The organism is Streptomyces albidicamelliae (assembly GCF_025642175.1).
Classification (GTDB): domain Bacteria; phylum Actinomycetota; class Actinomycetes; order Streptomycetales; family Streptomycetaceae; genus Streptomyces; species Streptomyces albidocamelliae.
The window spans coordinates 7,253,874-7,268,310 of the sequence record NZ_CP106795.1 but is presented as its reverse complement, the minus strand read 5'-3'; the positions used below and the strand labels follow the sequence as shown (position 1 = coordinate 7,268,310).

Sequence of the window (14,437 nt, the reverse complement as noted above, 5' to 3'; positions counted from 1 at the left end):
ACCATGAGCGATGTGACCACGATGCGAGCCATCAGCCAGGACGTCCTCGGCGGCCCCGAGGTGTTGCGGGAAGTACGTGTGGAGCGGCCGGAGCCGGGGCCGAACCAGGTGCTGGTGCGGGTGCGGGCCGCCGGGCTGAACCCCACCGACTGGAAGCACCGGGCGACCGGCGGATTCCTGGGCGAGCCTCCCTTCGTCCTCGGCTGGGACGTCTCCGGCGAGGTCGCCGCGACCGGCATCGGCGTGGCCGCCTTCCGGCCCGGTGACGAGGTCTTCGGCATGCTGCCCTATCCGTACGGCCACGGTTCGCACGCCGAGTACGTGATCGCCCCGGTCCGCGCCCTGACGCGCAAGCCGGCCTCGCTCGACCACGTGCAGGCGGGCGCGCTGCCGCTGGTGTCCCTGACCGCCTGGCAGGCCCTGACCGAGCACGCCGACGTACGGCCCGGGCAGCGGGTGCTGGTCCACGCGGCGGCAGGCGGGGTCGGCCACGTGGCCGTCCGGATCGCCAAGGAGCGGGGCGCGTACGTGATCGGCACGGCGAGCGCGGGCAAGCACGGCTTCCTGCGGGAGCTCGGGGTGGACGAGCCGGTCGACTACCGCACCACGGACGTCACGGAGGTGGTGCGGGACGTCGACGTCGTGCTGGACACGCTGGGCGGCGACACGTCCGTGCGGTCCCTGCGGACGCTGCGGCCGGGCGGCATCGTGGTGTCGATCCTGCCGGTGGGCTCGGCGGACTTCTTCGAGGAGGCCGAGCGGCTCGGTGTACGGGCGGTGCGCATGCTGGTGGACGCGGACCGGGCCGGGATGCGGGCGGTCGCGGAGCTCGCCGGGTCCGGGAGGCTGCGTGCCACGATCGCCGGGACGTTCCCGCTGGCCGAGGCGGCCAAGGCGCACGAGCTCGGGGACACCGGGCGCACGACGGGCAAGCTGGTGCTGATCGTCGACTGACACGACACGCGCCAAACTCGAAGACATATGTCAATCGAACATGCTCAAATTCCTTCCATCGAGGGTAACTTGACGATCGGGGCACCGGCGTCCGGGAACGGGTGGGAGGTGGTGGCGGGGTGCGACACGAGCCTGTACCTCTCACACGGCATGTGCGTGTGTACGCCTACCGGGCGCACACGGTCCTGGAGTTCCGGGGCGAGATCGACATCGCCGCGGCGGCGGAGATCGTGCCGGTCCTCGATCTGGTCACGGGCCGCCCCGGCGAACGGATCCTGATCGACCTGCGGCGTGTGGAGTTCTTCGACTGCTCGGGGCTGCGGCTGCTGCACCGGGCGCGGACGCGGGTGCTGGAGCGCGGCGGGCGGGTGCATCTCGTGTGCACGCACCCGCTGACCCTGCGCGTGTTCCGGGTGACCGGCCTCACCCGGCTGCTGCCGCCGCACGCCACGCCGGACGCCGCCCTGGCCGAGGCCGAGGCGGCGTCCGGATCCGTGTGACGCGGGCTACGCCTCCTCGAACAGGGCGCTGACCGATTCGCCGTCGTGGATCCGGCGCACGGCCTCGGCGAGGGCCGGCGCGATGGACAGCACACGCAGCTTCTCCGCGTGCTCGGCCTCGGGGATCGGCACGGTGTTGGTGCAGACGATCTCCAGGACGTCCGGCTGCTCGCTCAGCCGTTTCAGCGCGCCCGCCGCGAACAGACCGTGCGTGCACGCCACCCGGATCGACCGCGGCCGGGACTCCCGCAGCCGGTCCAGGAGTTCCAGCACGGTGCTGCCCTTGGCGATCTCGTCGTCCAGCACGATGACGTCCCGTCCGGCGACGTCGCCGATGACGGAGCTGATGGTCACCCGGTCGTCCGCGTAGCGCTGCTTGGCACCGGCCGCCACGCCGGCGCCGATCCGGCGGGCGAACGCTGCGGCCTCCTTCGCGTTGCCGAGGTCCGGCGAGACGACCGTGGTGCGGGACAGGTCGTACTGCCTGAAGTGCGCGGCCAGTTCGCGCAGGGCGTGCAGATGGTCGACCGGCACCGAGAAGAAGCCGTGCACCTGCGGGGAGTGCAAGGTCATGGCGAGCACCCGGCTCGCGCCCGCGGCGACCATGAGGTCGGCGACCAGCCGCCCGCCGATGGAGATGCGCGGGGCGTCCTTCTTGTCGGAGCGCGCGTAGGAGTAGTGCGGCATGACCACGGTGATACGCCCCGCCGAGGCGCCGCGGGCGGCGTCACACATCAGCAGCAGCTCCACCAGATGCTCCTGCACCGGCGTGACCAGGGGCTGGATCAGGAAGACGTCCCGCTCCCGGCAGTTGGCCTGAAGCTGCACCTCCAGACAGTCGTTCGCGAACCTGCTCACCCGGGTGGGACTGAGCGGCACCCCGAGGTGAGCGCAGACCTCCTCGGCCAGGCCGGGGTGGGCGCTGCCGCTGAAGACGGCGATGTCTCGCACGATCCGCTCCTCGCATGATCGGCAGGGGTCTGGGCCGTCATGCTACTGGCGCCGCACCGCGCCCGCCCGGCGGCGACGGCACGATCAGGCCGGGGCACGAGCCGCCCGGCGAGCCGGGACTCTCGGCCAACAAGGCTGTCTGATACGGCGGTCGGCGGGCATCCGGACCCCAGGAAGGAGGACCGTCGCGATGGGGACTTCCGTCAGACGCACGCCCGGCTGGGCCAAGGCCGTGGCCGCCCTCGTCCTGGTGCTCGCGGTGCTGTTCGCCGGGATCCGGCTGGCCGTGCTGCCGGGCATCAAGGACCTGTTCGGCACCGAGACGCACGACCGCTCAGGACCCGCGCTCCTCAGGTCCATCCAGGACATGAGCCGCTACGACGCGGCCTCGGGCAACTTCCAGGTCGTCGTGGACCTGGACAAGGACGCCAAGTTCCTGCCCGACGCCATCCGCGGCACCCGCACCCTGTACGTGGGGGCCGGCACCGTGGACGCCTACGTCGACCTCGGACAGGTCGGGGAGAAGGACGTGACCGTCAACGGCGACCGCACGTCCGCCACGATCCGGCTGCCGCACGCCGCGCTCGGCAGACCCGCCCTCGACCCCGACCACTCGTACGCCGTGTCCAAGCAGCGCGGCCTGCTGGACCGGCTGGGCGACCTGTTCTCGGACAACCCCAACAGCGAGCAGGCCGTGCAGAAGGTCGCCGTACGCCACATCGGCGGCGCGGCGCGGAGCAGCGGGCTGACCGCCCGCGCCGAGAGCAACACCACCGCCATGCTCCAGGGGCTGCTGCGCTCCCTCGGCTTCAAGGAGGTGCACGTCACCTACGGCACGCGGGCGGCCTGATCAGCCGCCCAGCACCCCCGGCAGGGCCAGCAGTCCCAGCGCCGTGGCGCCGACCAGCAGCCAGGCCACGTAGTCGCCCACGTGCCCGGACTGCAGCCGGCGCAGCGGGGCGGCCCGGTCGGGGGCGGCCACCCATCGGGGGCGGGTCACGGCGAGGGCGGCGAGGGCCGCCGCCAGCACGGTGGCGGCCAGGCCCAGCAGGGCGCCGTGGAGCGTCCAGTGCACGGACACCTGGGCGCCGCCCGAGCCCGCCTCGTTGACCGAGCGGGCCACCAGGTCACCGAAGCCGGGGACGGTGCCGACGGCCAGGGCCCCGGCGAGCAGCACGGCGGGCACCGTCGTCATGGTGTCCGGGATCCGGCGCAGCGGACCGACGGTCTCGGGCTTCTCGTCGGAGCCGCTCGTCTCGTACTCGGCGTCCCGCGGGCGCGGCCCGAGACCGAGGAACACCCGGGCCGTGACCCGCAGGACGGCGCCGCCGGTGATGGCGGAAGCGGCCACGAACACCACGGTGAGCGGGCCGCCCACCGCCTCCTCGGTCACCGCCTTGCCGAGTCCGGTGCCGAACGGCGGCAGGCCCGCGAGGCCCAGGCCACCGGCGGCGAACAGCACCGCGGTCACGCGCATCCGGCGGGCCCGGCCGTGCAGGGCGTGCTCGTCGACGCTGCCGAACCGGTCGAGCAGTACGCCCGCGCAGGCGAACAGCGCGGCCTTCACCCCGGCGTGCCCGATGATGTACAGCGCGACCCCGTCGTCGCCCTCGGGGGTGAGGACGCCGATGCCGACGAGGAACAGGCCGGTGTGGGCGACGGTGGAGTAGGCGAGCAGCCGTTTGATGTGCCGCTGGTACCAGCACATGACGGCGCCGACCGCGGCCGTGAGGGTGCCGAGCGTCACCAGGGCCCGGGTCAGATCGGCGGCCGGGATGCCGCCGGGCCCGGCGAAGACGGTGCCGTAGACGCGCCAGACGCCGTAGACGCCGAGTTCGACCATCACCCCGGACAGCAGCATGCAGACCGGGGTGGGGGCGACGGCGTGCGCGTCCGGCAGCCAGAAGTGGAAGGGCAGCGAGGCCGCCTTCACCAGCAGGCCGGTCAGGACCAGCACGAAGGAGGCGAGGACCAGCGCGTCCGGACCGCCGCTCCCGGCCGCGGTGTCGAGGCCGCGCCCGATCTTCGACATGCCGAGTTCACCGGTGCGCGCGTACAGCAGGGCGATGCCCATCAGCATGGCGTACGCGCCGAGGGAGTTGACCACGCCGAAGGTGAGGGCGCCCTGCACGGCCTTGGCCTCGTCGATGCGGTAGCCGGTGAGCGCGTAGGCCGTGACGCTCATCAGCTCGAAGAACACGAACGCGTTGAACAGGTCACCGGCGAGGGCGAACCCGCACATGGCGCCCTGGAACACCAGCATCAGCGCGGTGAAGGCGCCGCGGTGACCGTGCGGGGGCTCGTCGAAGTACCGCCAGGAGTAGGCGAGGGCGGCGAGGGTCAGCAGCGAGACCAGCGTGGCCATGCCGAGCGCCGGGCCGTCCCCGATCACGACGATGCCGACGCTCTCGCCGCCGACGGGCAGCCAGCCGCCCACCCACTCGACCATCGGCGGGACGGAGGACGCCAGCAGGAGCAGCGCGAGGACGGCGGTGCCGCCCGCGACCACCAGACCGGTGATCTCGGCGGCGATCCGGGGCAGCCGCCGGCCAGCGACGACCAGGAAGGCCGCGCCGAGCAGCGGGATCGCGACGAGCAGGGGGAGCAGATGGTGCATCAGCCGCGCAGCTCCCGGAGCTCGTCGGGGTCGACGGTGCCGTGCCGTTTGGCGATCTGCAGCACCAGGGCGAGCAGCAGCGCGGTGACGGTGGCGCCGACGACGATGTCGGTGAGGGTGAGGGCCTGCACGACCGGGTCGACCACGGGCCGGGAGCCGGGCCGGATGTCGGAGAAGACCGGCGCGGTGGCGCCGTCGCGGTAGCCGACCGCCAGCAGCAGGACGTACGTGGCGGACTGGCAGACCGCGAGGCAGCCGACGGCGTGCACGAGGTTGCGGCTGGTGGCGAGGCCGTAGCAGCCCACCAGGAAGACGTAGACGGCGATCAGGTACGGAAGGACGTGCATCACGGTGTTCTCAACTCCCCTGCTCCTCCTCGATCTCGACGGCCTGGTCGAGGAAATTGGCCAGTAGGACGACCACCGCGCTCGCCACCTCCATGCCGATGGCCGCGTTCAGCAGCGGGACGCTGCCGCCGGAGGACAGGGTGTTGAAGGTGCCGTACGGCAGCAGCGTGTTGGCCAGGAACGCGGTGCCGGCCAGGATCCCCGCGAGGCCCAGCACGAGGTAGGAGGAGACGGCGACCGCGTCGGAGACCTCGTAGACGCCGAGCGGGCGGACGCGCTCCAGGGCGCGGTAGTCGGCGCCGAGGTAGAGCAGGTGCAGGGCGGTCGCGGCGACCACTCCGCCCTGGAAGCCGCCGCCGGGGCTGAGCTGGCCGTGCGCGACGACGTACAGGCCGGTGATCAGGGCGACGGGGAGCACGAGCAGGGCGTAGCGGCGGACCGGCCGGGCCACCTCGGCGGGTTCGGGCCGGGCCCGGTGCTCGTCACGGGCCTGGCGCAGCAGCACCACGCAGCCGAGGACCGAGGCGAACAGGATGCTCATCTCGCCGAGGGTGTCGTAGGCGCGCTGGTCGAAGTTGACGGAGGCGATGGTGTTGGCGGTGTGCCGGTCGAGGGAGGCGCGGACGGCCCGTTCGCCGTACGGGTGCCACCGGCCGCCGAAGTCCGGCAGGTCGAGGCAGGCCGCGGCCAGCAGGGCCGCCAGGCCGGTGCCGCCGACGGCCAGCAGCCACAGGCGCAGCCGGTTCACCGGGTGCCGTCCTCGTCCGGGGTGCGGCGCCTTCGGATCCGGCGCACGGAGAGCATGATCAGCAGCGGGGTCAGCGCGGCGCCGACGGCCAGTTGGGACAGGCCGACGTCGGGGGCCTGGAGCACGGTGAACAGCGCGGCGAGGACGACCCCGAGCACGGAGAGCACCAGCGCCTGCCGGGCCGGGTCGCGCTGGACGACGGCCGCGGTGGCGGAGGCGGCCACCAGGAGCAGGGTGACGACGATCAGCGCGTCGGACATGCGGCACCTCCCGGCGGTGCGCCGGCCGCCGTTCCCGCCCGGGGCGCGTCAGCCACCGCGCACCCCCTGAATGCCGCCGGCCAGCGCGCGTGAGGCGATCAGGTTGCCGCCGATCAGCAGGACGCCGATCACCAGCAGTTTCACCATGGCCCTGCCCGGCCCGCCGGCCACGCACAGCGCGAGCACGACGACCGCGCCCAGCCCGGCCGCGGCCCAGGTCAGCCCCCAGGCGCCCGCCTCCTCGCGCTCCAGTTCGTCGGAGAGGAGCCGGGCGAAGACGAGGGTGCCGACGGGGCCGAGCAGGGCGAGCAGCAGGGCGAGGTCGACGTAGGCCGGGCGGCCGTAGCCCTGGGAGAGGAGCAGCAGGGCCGGGCAGAGGACCGAGGTGGTCAGGTTCTGGGCGACGACCCGGCGGGCGAGCGGGCCGGTGGTCACGCCCCAGACGGCGGCCGCCCCTCCCCCGCCGAGTTCGACGGTGGCAGCGAGGATCCAGCCGTTCACCGCCAGGTCACCGCCCGCCGGCCGGCCCGGGCCAGCAGCGCGCCCAGTGCGGCACAGCTCGCGCCGACGATCCGCTCCAGGGTGTCGACGGTGGACACGAGCACCAGCCACAGCAGTGCCAGGGCCGCCCACCAGGCGAGGAGTTCGGCGGCGGCGAGGAGGACCGTGCGGCCGGCCGGTCGCCGGGTCATCCGCCACCTCCTCGGTCCGCTACGCCCATGGGTGCGGCGCTTCGTCCCCCGCACCGCTCGGGGCATCCAAGCACCGCCGGGCCCCCGGCGGGGCGGCGGCGCGCGGGTCGGTACCCGGAGTGCCCCGGGAGCGTGAACGGAAACCGGCGCTGCGCCCCCGATGACCGCCCGGGCGGCGGCATCCCGGGCCGGACTGCGGGTAACCGCTCGGGAAATCGGGGAAGTTCACGACCTGGAGGACCGCATGGCCCGTACCGCTTCACGCCTGCCCGCACTGCTGCGCGCTCCGAGGAAGGGGGAGCGGGCCGAGGCGCCGCGCCCACCGGCCGAACGGCACGCGCTCGCCCTGCCCGTACGGCTGCTGGCCATGCTGGTCGCCTTCACGTTCATGGTGGCGTTCGCCGTCGTACTGGCCCGGCTCACGCTGCAGCCGTCCCCGGCCTCGGTGTCTTTGACGCACAGCAATCTGCATCCCGGCCGCTCGCTGAAGGCCTACGTGGAGTACGCGCCGTTCCGGGACGCGGTCAAGCAGATCGGCGGGAACGTGCTGCTCGGCGTGCCGTTCGGGGTGCTGGTGCCGGTGCTCGCCCCGCGCGCCCGGGGGATGCTCCAGGTGCTGGTGCTCACGGCGCTGGTGATGCTCATGGTGGAGCTGGCGCAGGGCGCGCTGGTCACCGGGCGGGCCTTCGACATCGACGACGTCATCCTCAACACCACCGGCGCGCTGCTCGGTTGGCTGCTGCTGGGGCGGCGGCTCGGGCGCGGGGTGCACCGGCGGGTACGGCGGCCGGCGGCCGAGTGATCGTCAGCAACTGGTCCGTACCAAAGTATTGACGCGTCCTTATCTCACTCCTTAAATCAAGAGACATCTCACCCCCCACGCCGAACGGAGAGCCATGGCCTCCCCACGCCTGCTCCGCAGATGTCTCCTCGCCGCCCTGTCCGCCGTCCTGGTCGGCTCCGCCGCCGTCGGGCCCGCCCGGGCCCAGTCCGCCGCCCCGGCGGCGGCCGCGGCCGCGACCTTCTCCGACACCTTCGACGGTCCCGCCGGCTCGGGGGTCGACGGTTCGAAGTGGACGCTGGAGACCGGTGACAACGTCAACAACCACGAGCGGCAGTACTACACCTCGGGCACGAAGAACGCCGCCCTGGACGGACAGGGCCACCTGGTCATCACCGCCCGCAAGGAGAACCCGGCCGGCTACCAGTGCTGGTACGGCAGCTGCCAGTACACCTCGGCCCGGCTGAACACGGCGGGCAAGTTCACCGCGCAGTACGGCCATGTCGAGGCGCGCATGAAGATCCCGCGCGGGCAGGGCATGTGGCCGGCGTTCTGGATGCTCGGCACGCCGGTCAACTGGCCGGACTCCGGCGAGATCGACGTGATGGAGAACGTCGGCTTCGAGCCCTCGGCCGTGCACGGCACCATCCACGGTCCCGGCTACTCGGGTTCGGGCGGCATAGGCGCGGGCTACTCGCTGCCGAACGGGCAGGCCTTCGCTGACGCATTCCACACCTTCGCCGTCGACTGGGCGCCCGACTCGATCACCTGGTCGGTGGACGGCAACGTCTACCAGCGGCGCACCCCCGCCGACCTGGGCGGCCGGACCTGGGTGTTCAACAAGCCGTTCTTCCTCATCCTGAACCTCGCGGTCGGCGGCTACTGGCCCGGCGACCCGGACGGCTCCACGCAGTTCCCGCAGCAACTGGTGGTCGACTCCGTGTCGGTGACGACGAGCGGAAGCGCGGCCGGGGTACCCATCCGGGGCCTCGCCGGCAAGTGCGTGGACGTCGCCGGCGCGAACCCGGCGAACGGCACGCCGGTCCAGCTCTACGACTGCAACGGCACCGGCGCGCAGGCGTGGACGGCCGGCTCGGACGGCACGCTCCGCGCGCTCGGCAAGTGCCTCGACGTCACCGGCAACGGCACCGCGGACGGCTCGACCGTCCAGCTGTGGGACTGCACCGGCGGCCCCAACCAGAAGTGGACCGTCACCGGGGCGCACGACATCGTCAATCCGCAGGCGAACAAGTGCCTCGACGTCACCGGGAACAACGCGGCGAACGGGACCAGGCTGCAGATCTGGACCTGCACCGGGGGCGCCAACCAGAAGTGGACGGTCGGCTGAGCCGTCCGCTCAGTGGCGGATCGTCCAGGTGTACTTGTCACCGCCGACGAAGCGGACCACGTCCGGGTCGTCCAGGTCGTGGATCGGAATGCCGAAGGAGGCGGCCTTCTCCAGGACGTCGGTGACGGTCCTGGCCCGGCCGACCACCTCGCCGTCGATCTCCATGATCCGGAAGGGCGGCTCGCCGGGCTTTCCCGGGCACACCCCGAGCACCAGGATCCGCGGTTGGGAGATGTGAGGAGCTGCTTGTTCGGTCATGCAATTCAGCGTAGAACGCAACCCGGGCGGACGGGTCATCCACGGGCGCCGTCCAGGAGATCCAGTACGGCCGCCTCGACCGCGCCCTGCGTGGCCGGACGGCCGAAGTCCCCGTGTTCGCCCAGCCGGGTGAGCGCGGGGGCGATGGTCACGTCCTGGTCGAACAGCTCGAAGACCACCGGATCGATGTAGGAGGCCCGGCACACCGCCGGGGTGTTGCCCAGGTAGTGGCTGACCTCGCGGACGGCGCGGGTGATCTGCTTCCGCCGGGCCGTCTCGGAGGCGCGGGCGGTGCCGTCGACGACGGAGAGCGCCACGGCGGCGAGGACGGTGGCGTGCCAGGTGCGGAAGTCCTTGGCGGTGACGTCCGTGCCGGACAGCCGGCGCAGCGCCTCGTTGAGGTCGTCGCTGTGCAGGTCGTGCCAGTCCCCGCCCTCGTGGAAGGCCAGGAAGCGGTCGCCGCCCCGCGCGCGGCGCAGCAGGGCCCGGGTGACGGTCCCGACCTGGTCGTCCACGAGGGCCCGCACCGTCTCGACACCGCCCTTGGCCGGGAAGCTGAACGTGATCCGGTCCCGGGCGCAGGTCACGTGCTCGCGGAGCATGGTCGTCAGGCCGTAGGTCTCGCTGACGCGGGTGTGCCGGTCGCTGCCGACGCGGAAGAAGCCGAGGTCGAGCAGGCGGACCGCGCAGGCGGTGACCCGGGCCCGGCTCAGTCCGCGTCCCGCCAGGTCACCGGCGACCTCGGCGCGCAGCTCGGGCAGGGTTCGCGCGATCCGGCGCACGTGCTCGTGCTTGGCCTTCTCCTGCTCGGCCCGGAACTGCTCGTGGTACAGGTACTGGCGGCGGCCCGCGGCGTCCGTGCCGACCGCCTGCAGGTGACCGTTGGGCCAGGGGCAGATCCACACGTCCCGCCAGGCCGGCGGGATGGTGAGGGCGCGGACGCGAGCGAGCTGTCCCGCGTCGGTGAGGGGCTCGCCGGTGGTGTCGGCGTAGCGGAAACCCCGGCCGCAGCGGACGCGCCGGAAGCCGGGGCCGTCGTAGGAGCTGGTCCGCAGTCTCATGTGCTCAGGGCCGGCGCCAGTCGTCGCCGGTCAGGTGGGAACCCGCCTGCGGGCCCATGCGGAGCATGCCGCCGTCCACGCTCCAGGAGGCGCCGGTGACGTAGGAGGCGTCCGGGCTCGCCAGGAAGGCGATCACGGCGGCCACCTCCCGGGCGTCCCCGGGCCGGCCGAGCGGCACGCCGGGGCGGCGCTCGGTGTGCACGTCGGTGTCCTCCTGGCCGGTCATCGGGGTGGCGATCTCGCCCGGTGCCACCGCGTTCACGGTGATGCCGTACTCGGCCAGCTCCAGGGCCATCACCTGGGTGAGCAGGCCGAGCCCGCCCTTCGCGGCGCAGTAGGGGGCCGCGCCGACCCGCGGCTGGTGCTCGTGGACGGAGGTGACGTTGACGATCCGGCCGCCGTCGCCCTGCCGGATCATGTGCCGGGCCGCCCGCTGGCCGCACAGGAACGGGCCGACCAGGTCGACGTCCAGAACCCGGCGCACGTCCGCGAGGGTCAGGTCGAGGTACGGAGTCATCGTGCCGGTCCCGGCGTTGTTCACCAGCACGTCCAGCCGGCCGAGTTCGTCGCACAGCTCGTCGACGGTGTCGGCGGCCCCGGGCAGCCGGGTCAGGTCGAGCCGGGCGACGGCGGCGCGGCGCCCCTTGCCGCGCACCTCCTGCGCCGTCTCCTCGGCGCCCTTCGCATCGGAGTGCCAGGTGATGCCGACGTCCAGGCCCGCCTCGGCCAGCCGGACGGCGGTGGCACGGCCGATGCCGCTGTCCGCGCCGGTGATCAACGCGGTGCGCTGCGCGGGTGCGGCGGGCATGGGCGTCCTCCTGGCTCCGGCTGGCTCCGGTCACGTGTGGTGCTCCGCAGTACCCGGGGGCCCGTCGGGCAAACGGGACCCGGCGAACGGGGTCCCGGTGCGGCCGCCGCGTGGTTCGGCGCGCGGTTCCCCGCGCCCCATCGGGGCGGCTGTCGGACCCTGGTGTGCATGGACCCCGTCGCCGCACTGGACCGGATCGCCTTCCTGCTGGAGCGGTCGCTGGCGCCCACCTACCGGGTACGGGCCTTCCGTACCGCCTCCCGGGTGCTGGCCGCCCTCCCCGCCGGGGAGGTGGCCGAGCGGGCCGCGGACGGCACGCTGGAGTCCCTGAAGGGCGTCGGACCGAAGACCGCCCAGGTGGTGCGCGAGGCGCTGGCCGGGGAGGTGCCCGGGTACCTGCGCAAGCTGGAGGAGGAGGCTGCCGAAGCGTCCCCCTCCGGCCCCGGCGCCGCGCTGCGGGCGCTCGTCCGCGGGGACTGCCACACCCACTCGGACTGGTCCGACGGGGGCAGCCCGATCGAGGAGATGGGGCGTACCGCGGCCGGCCTCGGCCACGAGTGGACCGTCCTCACCGACCACTCGCCACGGCTGACCGTGGCCCGCGGTCTGTCCCCGGAGCGGCTGCGCGAACAGCTGGCGGTGGTCGAGGAGCTCAACGCGCGCTGGGCGCCGTTCCGGCTGCTCACCGGCATCGAGTGCGACATCCTCGAGGACGGCTCGCTGGACCAGGAGCCGGAGCTGCTCGGCCGGCTGGACGTGGTCGTGGTCTCCGTGCACTCCAAACTGCGGATGGACGCCCGTTCCATGACCCGCCGGATGGTGGCCGCCGTCCGCGATCCGCACGCCGACGTCCTCGGTCACTGCACCGGGCGCCTGGTGACCGGGCGGGGGCGGCCGGAGTCGGAGTTCGACGCGGACGAGGTGTTCGCCGCGTGCGCCGAGTCCGGCACGGCGGTGGAGATCAACAGCCGTCCGGAACGCCTGGACCCGCCCCGGCGGCTGCTGCGCACGGCCGTGGCGGCCGGCGTGCTGTTCGCCGTCGACACCGACGCGCACGCGCCGGGCCAGCTGGACTGGCAGATCCTGGGCTGCGCCCGCGCGGAGGAGTGCGGGGTGCCGGCCGAGCGGGTGGTCACGACGTGGTCCGCGGACGAACTGCTGGCCTGGACGCGTCATGGCCGTACGCCGGCACGCGTGACGTCTCCTGGGCGTGGTACCCGGTCCGGGCAGTGAGAGAAAGGACCACGCCGGATGGACCGAGCCGCCCTGTTCGACGTCGACGGGACCCTCGTCGACACCAATCATCTGCATGTCGTGACCTGGTGGGAGGCGTTCCGCCAGGCCGGCCACGACGTACCCATGCACGCCGTCCACCGGGCCGTCGGACTGGGCTCCACCGACCTGGTCGCGCATCTGCTCGGCGCCGACCGGGACACGGAGCGGGACGCCGAGCTGAGCGCGGCGCACAAGGCTCTGTACGGCCAGTACTTCGACCGGCTCCCGGCCCTGCCGAAGGCCGGCGAGCTGCTGCGCCGGCTGCACCGGGACGGCTGGACGGTCGTCCTCGCCACCTCGGCGAGCGGTGCCGAGCTGGGCGCGCTGCGCCGGGCGATCGACGCGGACGACGCGATCACGGACACGGCCAGCGCCGACGACGTGACGGAGGGCAAGCCCGCCCCGGAGCCCGTGGAACACGCCCTGGAGCTGGCCGGGGTCCCGGCCTCGCGGGCGGTGTTCGTCGGGGACACCGTGTGGGACATGCAGGCCGGCAGCAAGGCCGGGGTGCGCTGCCTCGGTCTGCTGTGCGGCGGGATTCCGCGGGCCGATCTCGAGGAGGCGGGGGCGGAGGCGGTCTACGCCGATCCCGCCGACCTCCTGCGGCGGCTCGCCGAAACCGCGCTGGCCTGAGTTTCACATGGCGTGACACGGGTCACTCGGACGGCTGGAACACCACGCGGTGGTTGCCCGTTGAACAAGCCGTGGGTGCGGATGGGACAGTGTCCCCGGGCCTCACCATCCGCCCACAGGGACGATCGTTCGGCTGAAGCCCTGTGGAGCCTTTCGCCGAGAGGCGACCGCCGTCCGTGCCCACCCCTGACCGCCCCGGTCGTGATTCCCCCGTCGCGACCGGGGCTCTTCTCTGTCCGCCGCGGTGCGCCCGGCTACCGGGCCGCGGCGGCTCCGGCGGTGTCCCGCGTCCGCCGGCCACCGGCCAGGAACTCCCGCAGGTCCGCCGTGAGCAGGTCCGCGTGCGTCGCGAACAGGCCGTGACCGCCGTTCTCGTACACCTTCAGGGTGGCGTCGGGGAGGAGCCGCGCCAGCCGCCGGCCGGTGAGGGCGAGGGGCGCCGAGGTGTCGTGGGTGCCGTGCACGACGAGCACGGGGACGTCCAGCGCGGGCAGCTCGGCCGTGAGGTCCAGGGTCGCGACGACGGCCCGGATGCCGGTCGCGGCACGCGCGGTGGCCACCAGGCAGCGGTCGATCATATGGCGGACGTAGGCGGGCGAGACGTCGTTGCCGGGCTGCCGTACCGCGAAGAAGTCGTCCGCGAAGGCGGTGAACCACGCGGCCCGGTCGCGCCGGAACAGCTCCTCGTCGGCGCGCACGGCCGCCGGGTCCACGCCGTCGGGGACGCCCGGCGAGCGGACGAGGCCGGGGCTGACACCGGCGACGAGCGCGACCCGGTCCACCCGGGCGCTGCCGTGCCGGGTGAGGCAGCGGATCACCTCGGCCGTGCCGACCGAGTGCCCGACGAGGGTGATGCCGTGCAGGTCCAGATGGTCGAACAGGCCGTTCAGGTCGTCGGCGAGGGTGTCGAGGTCGTAGCCGGACCAGGTGTCGTCGGACCGGCCGTGGCCCCGCCGGTCCAGGGCGACGCAGCGGTGGCCGGCCTCCGCGAGGGGCAGCATCTGGTACTCCCACATCTCGTGGCCCAGATAGGCGCTCGCCACGAAGACGGCGACCGGTCCGTCGGCGGGGCCGTGGTCGACGTAGTGCAGACGGGTCCCGTCGACGGGGCTCTCGAAGTACGGCATGGCTGCCTCCTCGGTGGGGTCCGGCCGGACGGTCCGTCCGCCGTTCTCGACACCACGGATGCTGCCGTGGGCCGGCC

General features: G+C 73.3%; 18 protein-coding genes. 7 read left to right on the top strand and 11 right to left on the bottom strand.

Features of this window, described 5'->3' with window-relative positions; genetic code table 11:
- Nucleotides 1-3: 3 nt before the first annotated feature.
- Together N8I86_RS32945 and N8I86_RS32940 are read left to right on the top strand one after the other, a co-directional pair.
- Complete coding sequence (locus N8I86_RS32945; RefSeq protein ID WP_198960355.1) at nucleotides 4-954, top strand: NADP-dependent oxidoreductase; 951 nt, start codon at nucleotides 4-6, stop codon at nucleotides 952-954.
- A 152-nt stretch (nucleotides 955-1,106) separates the two neighbouring features.
- Complete coding sequence (locus N8I86_RS32940; protein WP_382982776.1) at nucleotides 1,107-1,454, top strand: anti-sigma factor antagonist; 348 nt, start codon at nucleotides 1,107-1,109, stop codon at nucleotides 1,452-1,454.
- Between the two features lie 6 nt (nucleotides 1,455-1,460).
- Here N8I86_RS32940 and N8I86_RS32935 read toward each other — a convergent pair whose 3' ends face one another.
- Entirely contained in the window at nucleotides 1,461-2,405 is a 945-nt protein-coding gene (locus N8I86_RS32935) for a ribose-phosphate diphosphokinase (RefSeq protein ID WP_073891023.1), read from the bottom strand.
- Between the two features lie 190 nt (nucleotides 2,406-2,595).
- Here N8I86_RS32935 and N8I86_RS32930 point away from each other — a divergent pair, with 190 nt between their 5' ends.
- Nucleotides 2,596-3,255, top strand: a complete 660-nt coding sequence (locus tag N8I86_RS32930) for a DUF4230 domain-containing protein (protein WP_263279433.1) — start codon at nucleotides 2,596-2,598, stop codon at nucleotides 3,253-3,255.
- Here N8I86_RS32930 and N8I86_RS32925 read toward each other — a convergent pair whose 3' ends face one another.
- Genes N8I86_RS32925 through N8I86_RS32900 form a run of 6 tightly spaced genes read right to left on the bottom strand, consistent with a single transcriptional unit; the run spans nucleotide 3,256 to nucleotide 7,069 of the window.
- Complete coding sequence (locus N8I86_RS32925; RefSeq protein WP_263279432.1) at nucleotides 3,256-5,022, bottom strand: complex I subunit 5 family protein; 1,767 nt, start codon at nucleotides 5,020-5,022, stop codon at nucleotides 3,256-3,258.
- A complete protein-coding gene (locus N8I86_RS32920; RefSeq protein WP_073891026.1) occupies nucleotides 5,022-5,369 on the bottom strand; it encodes a sodium:proton antiporter in 348 nt (115 codons plus the stop codon). Before N8I86_RS32920 ends, N8I86_RS32925 begins: the two co-directional genes overlap by 1 nt.
- A 10-nt stretch (nucleotides 5,370-5,379) precedes the next feature.
- The gene (locus N8I86_RS32915; protein WP_263279431.1) at nucleotides 5,380-6,117 is read right to left on the bottom strand and encodes an MnhB domain-containing protein; all 738 of its coding nucleotides are present in this window, start codon (nucleotides 6,115-6,117) and stop codon (nucleotides 5,380-5,382) included.
- Nucleotides 6,114-6,377, bottom strand: coding sequence for a hydrogenase subunit MbhD domain-containing protein (locus N8I86_RS32910; protein WP_073891029.1), 264 nt, complete (start codon nucleotides 6,375-6,377; stop codon nucleotides 6,114-6,116). The genes N8I86_RS32915 and N8I86_RS32910 overlap by 4 nt, the downstream gene beginning before the upstream one ends.
- A 48-nt stretch (nucleotides 6,378-6,425) precedes the next feature.
- Nucleotides 6,426-6,878, bottom strand: a complete 453-nt coding sequence (locus N8I86_RS32905; protein WP_263279430.1) for an MrpF/PhaF family protein — start codon at nucleotides 6,876-6,878, stop codon at nucleotides 6,426-6,428.
- Entirely contained in the window at nucleotides 6,875-7,069 is a 195-nt protein-coding gene (locus N8I86_RS32900) for a hypothetical protein (protein ID WP_263279429.1), read from the bottom strand. Before N8I86_RS32900 ends, N8I86_RS32905 begins: the two co-directional genes overlap by 4 nt.
- Before the next feature lie 244 nt (nucleotides 7,070-7,313).
- On the opposite strand from N8I86_RS32900, the gene N8I86_RS32895 reads away from it, so the two are divergent.
- Complete coding sequence (locus N8I86_RS32895) at nucleotides 7,314-7,871, top strand: VanZ family protein (RefSeq protein ID WP_073891034.1); 558 nt, start codon at nucleotides 7,314-7,316, stop codon at nucleotides 7,869-7,871.
- Nucleotides 7,872-7,965: 94 nt separating this feature from the next.
- A complete protein-coding gene (locus N8I86_RS32890) occupies nucleotides 7,966-9,198 on the top strand; it encodes a lectin (RefSeq protein WP_263279428.1) in 1,233 nt (410 codons plus the stop codon).
- A gap of 9 nt (nucleotides 9,199-9,207) precedes the next feature.
- Here the strand turns inward: N8I86_RS32890 and N8I86_RS32885 are convergent, their stop codons facing one another.
- From N8I86_RS32885 to N8I86_RS32875, 3 genes are read right to left on the bottom strand one after another with little or no spacing between them, the layout of a single operon-like run.
- Nucleotides 9,208-9,456 (bottom strand): hypothetical protein, encoded by a 249-nt coding sequence (locus N8I86_RS32885; protein WP_073891037.1) that lies wholly within the window; start codon nucleotides 9,454-9,456, stop codon nucleotides 9,208-9,210.
- 35 nt (nucleotides 9,457-9,491) lie between these two features.
- Complete coding sequence (locus N8I86_RS32880) at nucleotides 9,492-10,517, bottom strand: DNA topoisomerase IB (protein ID WP_263279427.1); 1,026 nt, start codon at nucleotides 10,515-10,517, stop codon at nucleotides 9,492-9,494.
- Between the two features lie 4 nt (nucleotides 10,518-10,521).
- A complete protein-coding gene (locus N8I86_RS32875; protein ID WP_263279426.1) occupies nucleotides 10,522-11,325 on the bottom strand; it encodes an SDR family oxidoreductase in 804 nt (267 codons plus the stop codon).
- Nucleotides 11,326-11,493: 168 nt separating this feature from the next.
- Between N8I86_RS32875 and N8I86_RS32870 the strand changes: the two genes are divergently transcribed.
- Together N8I86_RS32870 and N8I86_RS32865 are read left to right on the top strand one after the other, a co-directional pair.
- Nucleotides 11,494-12,558 carry a PHP domain-containing protein gene (locus N8I86_RS32870; RefSeq protein WP_263279425.1) on the top strand — a complete coding sequence of 355 codons (1,065 nt, stop codon included), beginning with the start codon at nucleotides 11,494-11,496 and terminating at the stop codon, nucleotides 12,556-12,558.
- A gap of 18 nt (nucleotides 12,559-12,576) precedes the next feature.
- Nucleotides 12,577-13,233 (top strand): HAD family hydrolase, encoded by a 657-nt coding sequence (locus tag N8I86_RS32865; protein ID WP_263279424.1) that lies wholly within the window; start codon nucleotides 12,577-12,579, stop codon nucleotides 13,231-13,233.
- 254 nt (nucleotides 13,234-13,487) lie between these two features.
- Here N8I86_RS32865 and N8I86_RS32860 read toward each other — a convergent pair whose 3' ends face one another.
- Nucleotides 13,488-14,360 carry an alpha/beta fold hydrolase gene (locus tag N8I86_RS32860; protein ID WP_263279423.1) on the bottom strand — a complete coding sequence of 291 codons (873 nt, stop codon included), beginning with the start codon at nucleotides 14,358-14,360 and terminating at the stop codon, nucleotides 13,488-13,490.
- Between the last annotated feature and the right edge of the window lie 77 nt (nucleotides 14,361-14,437).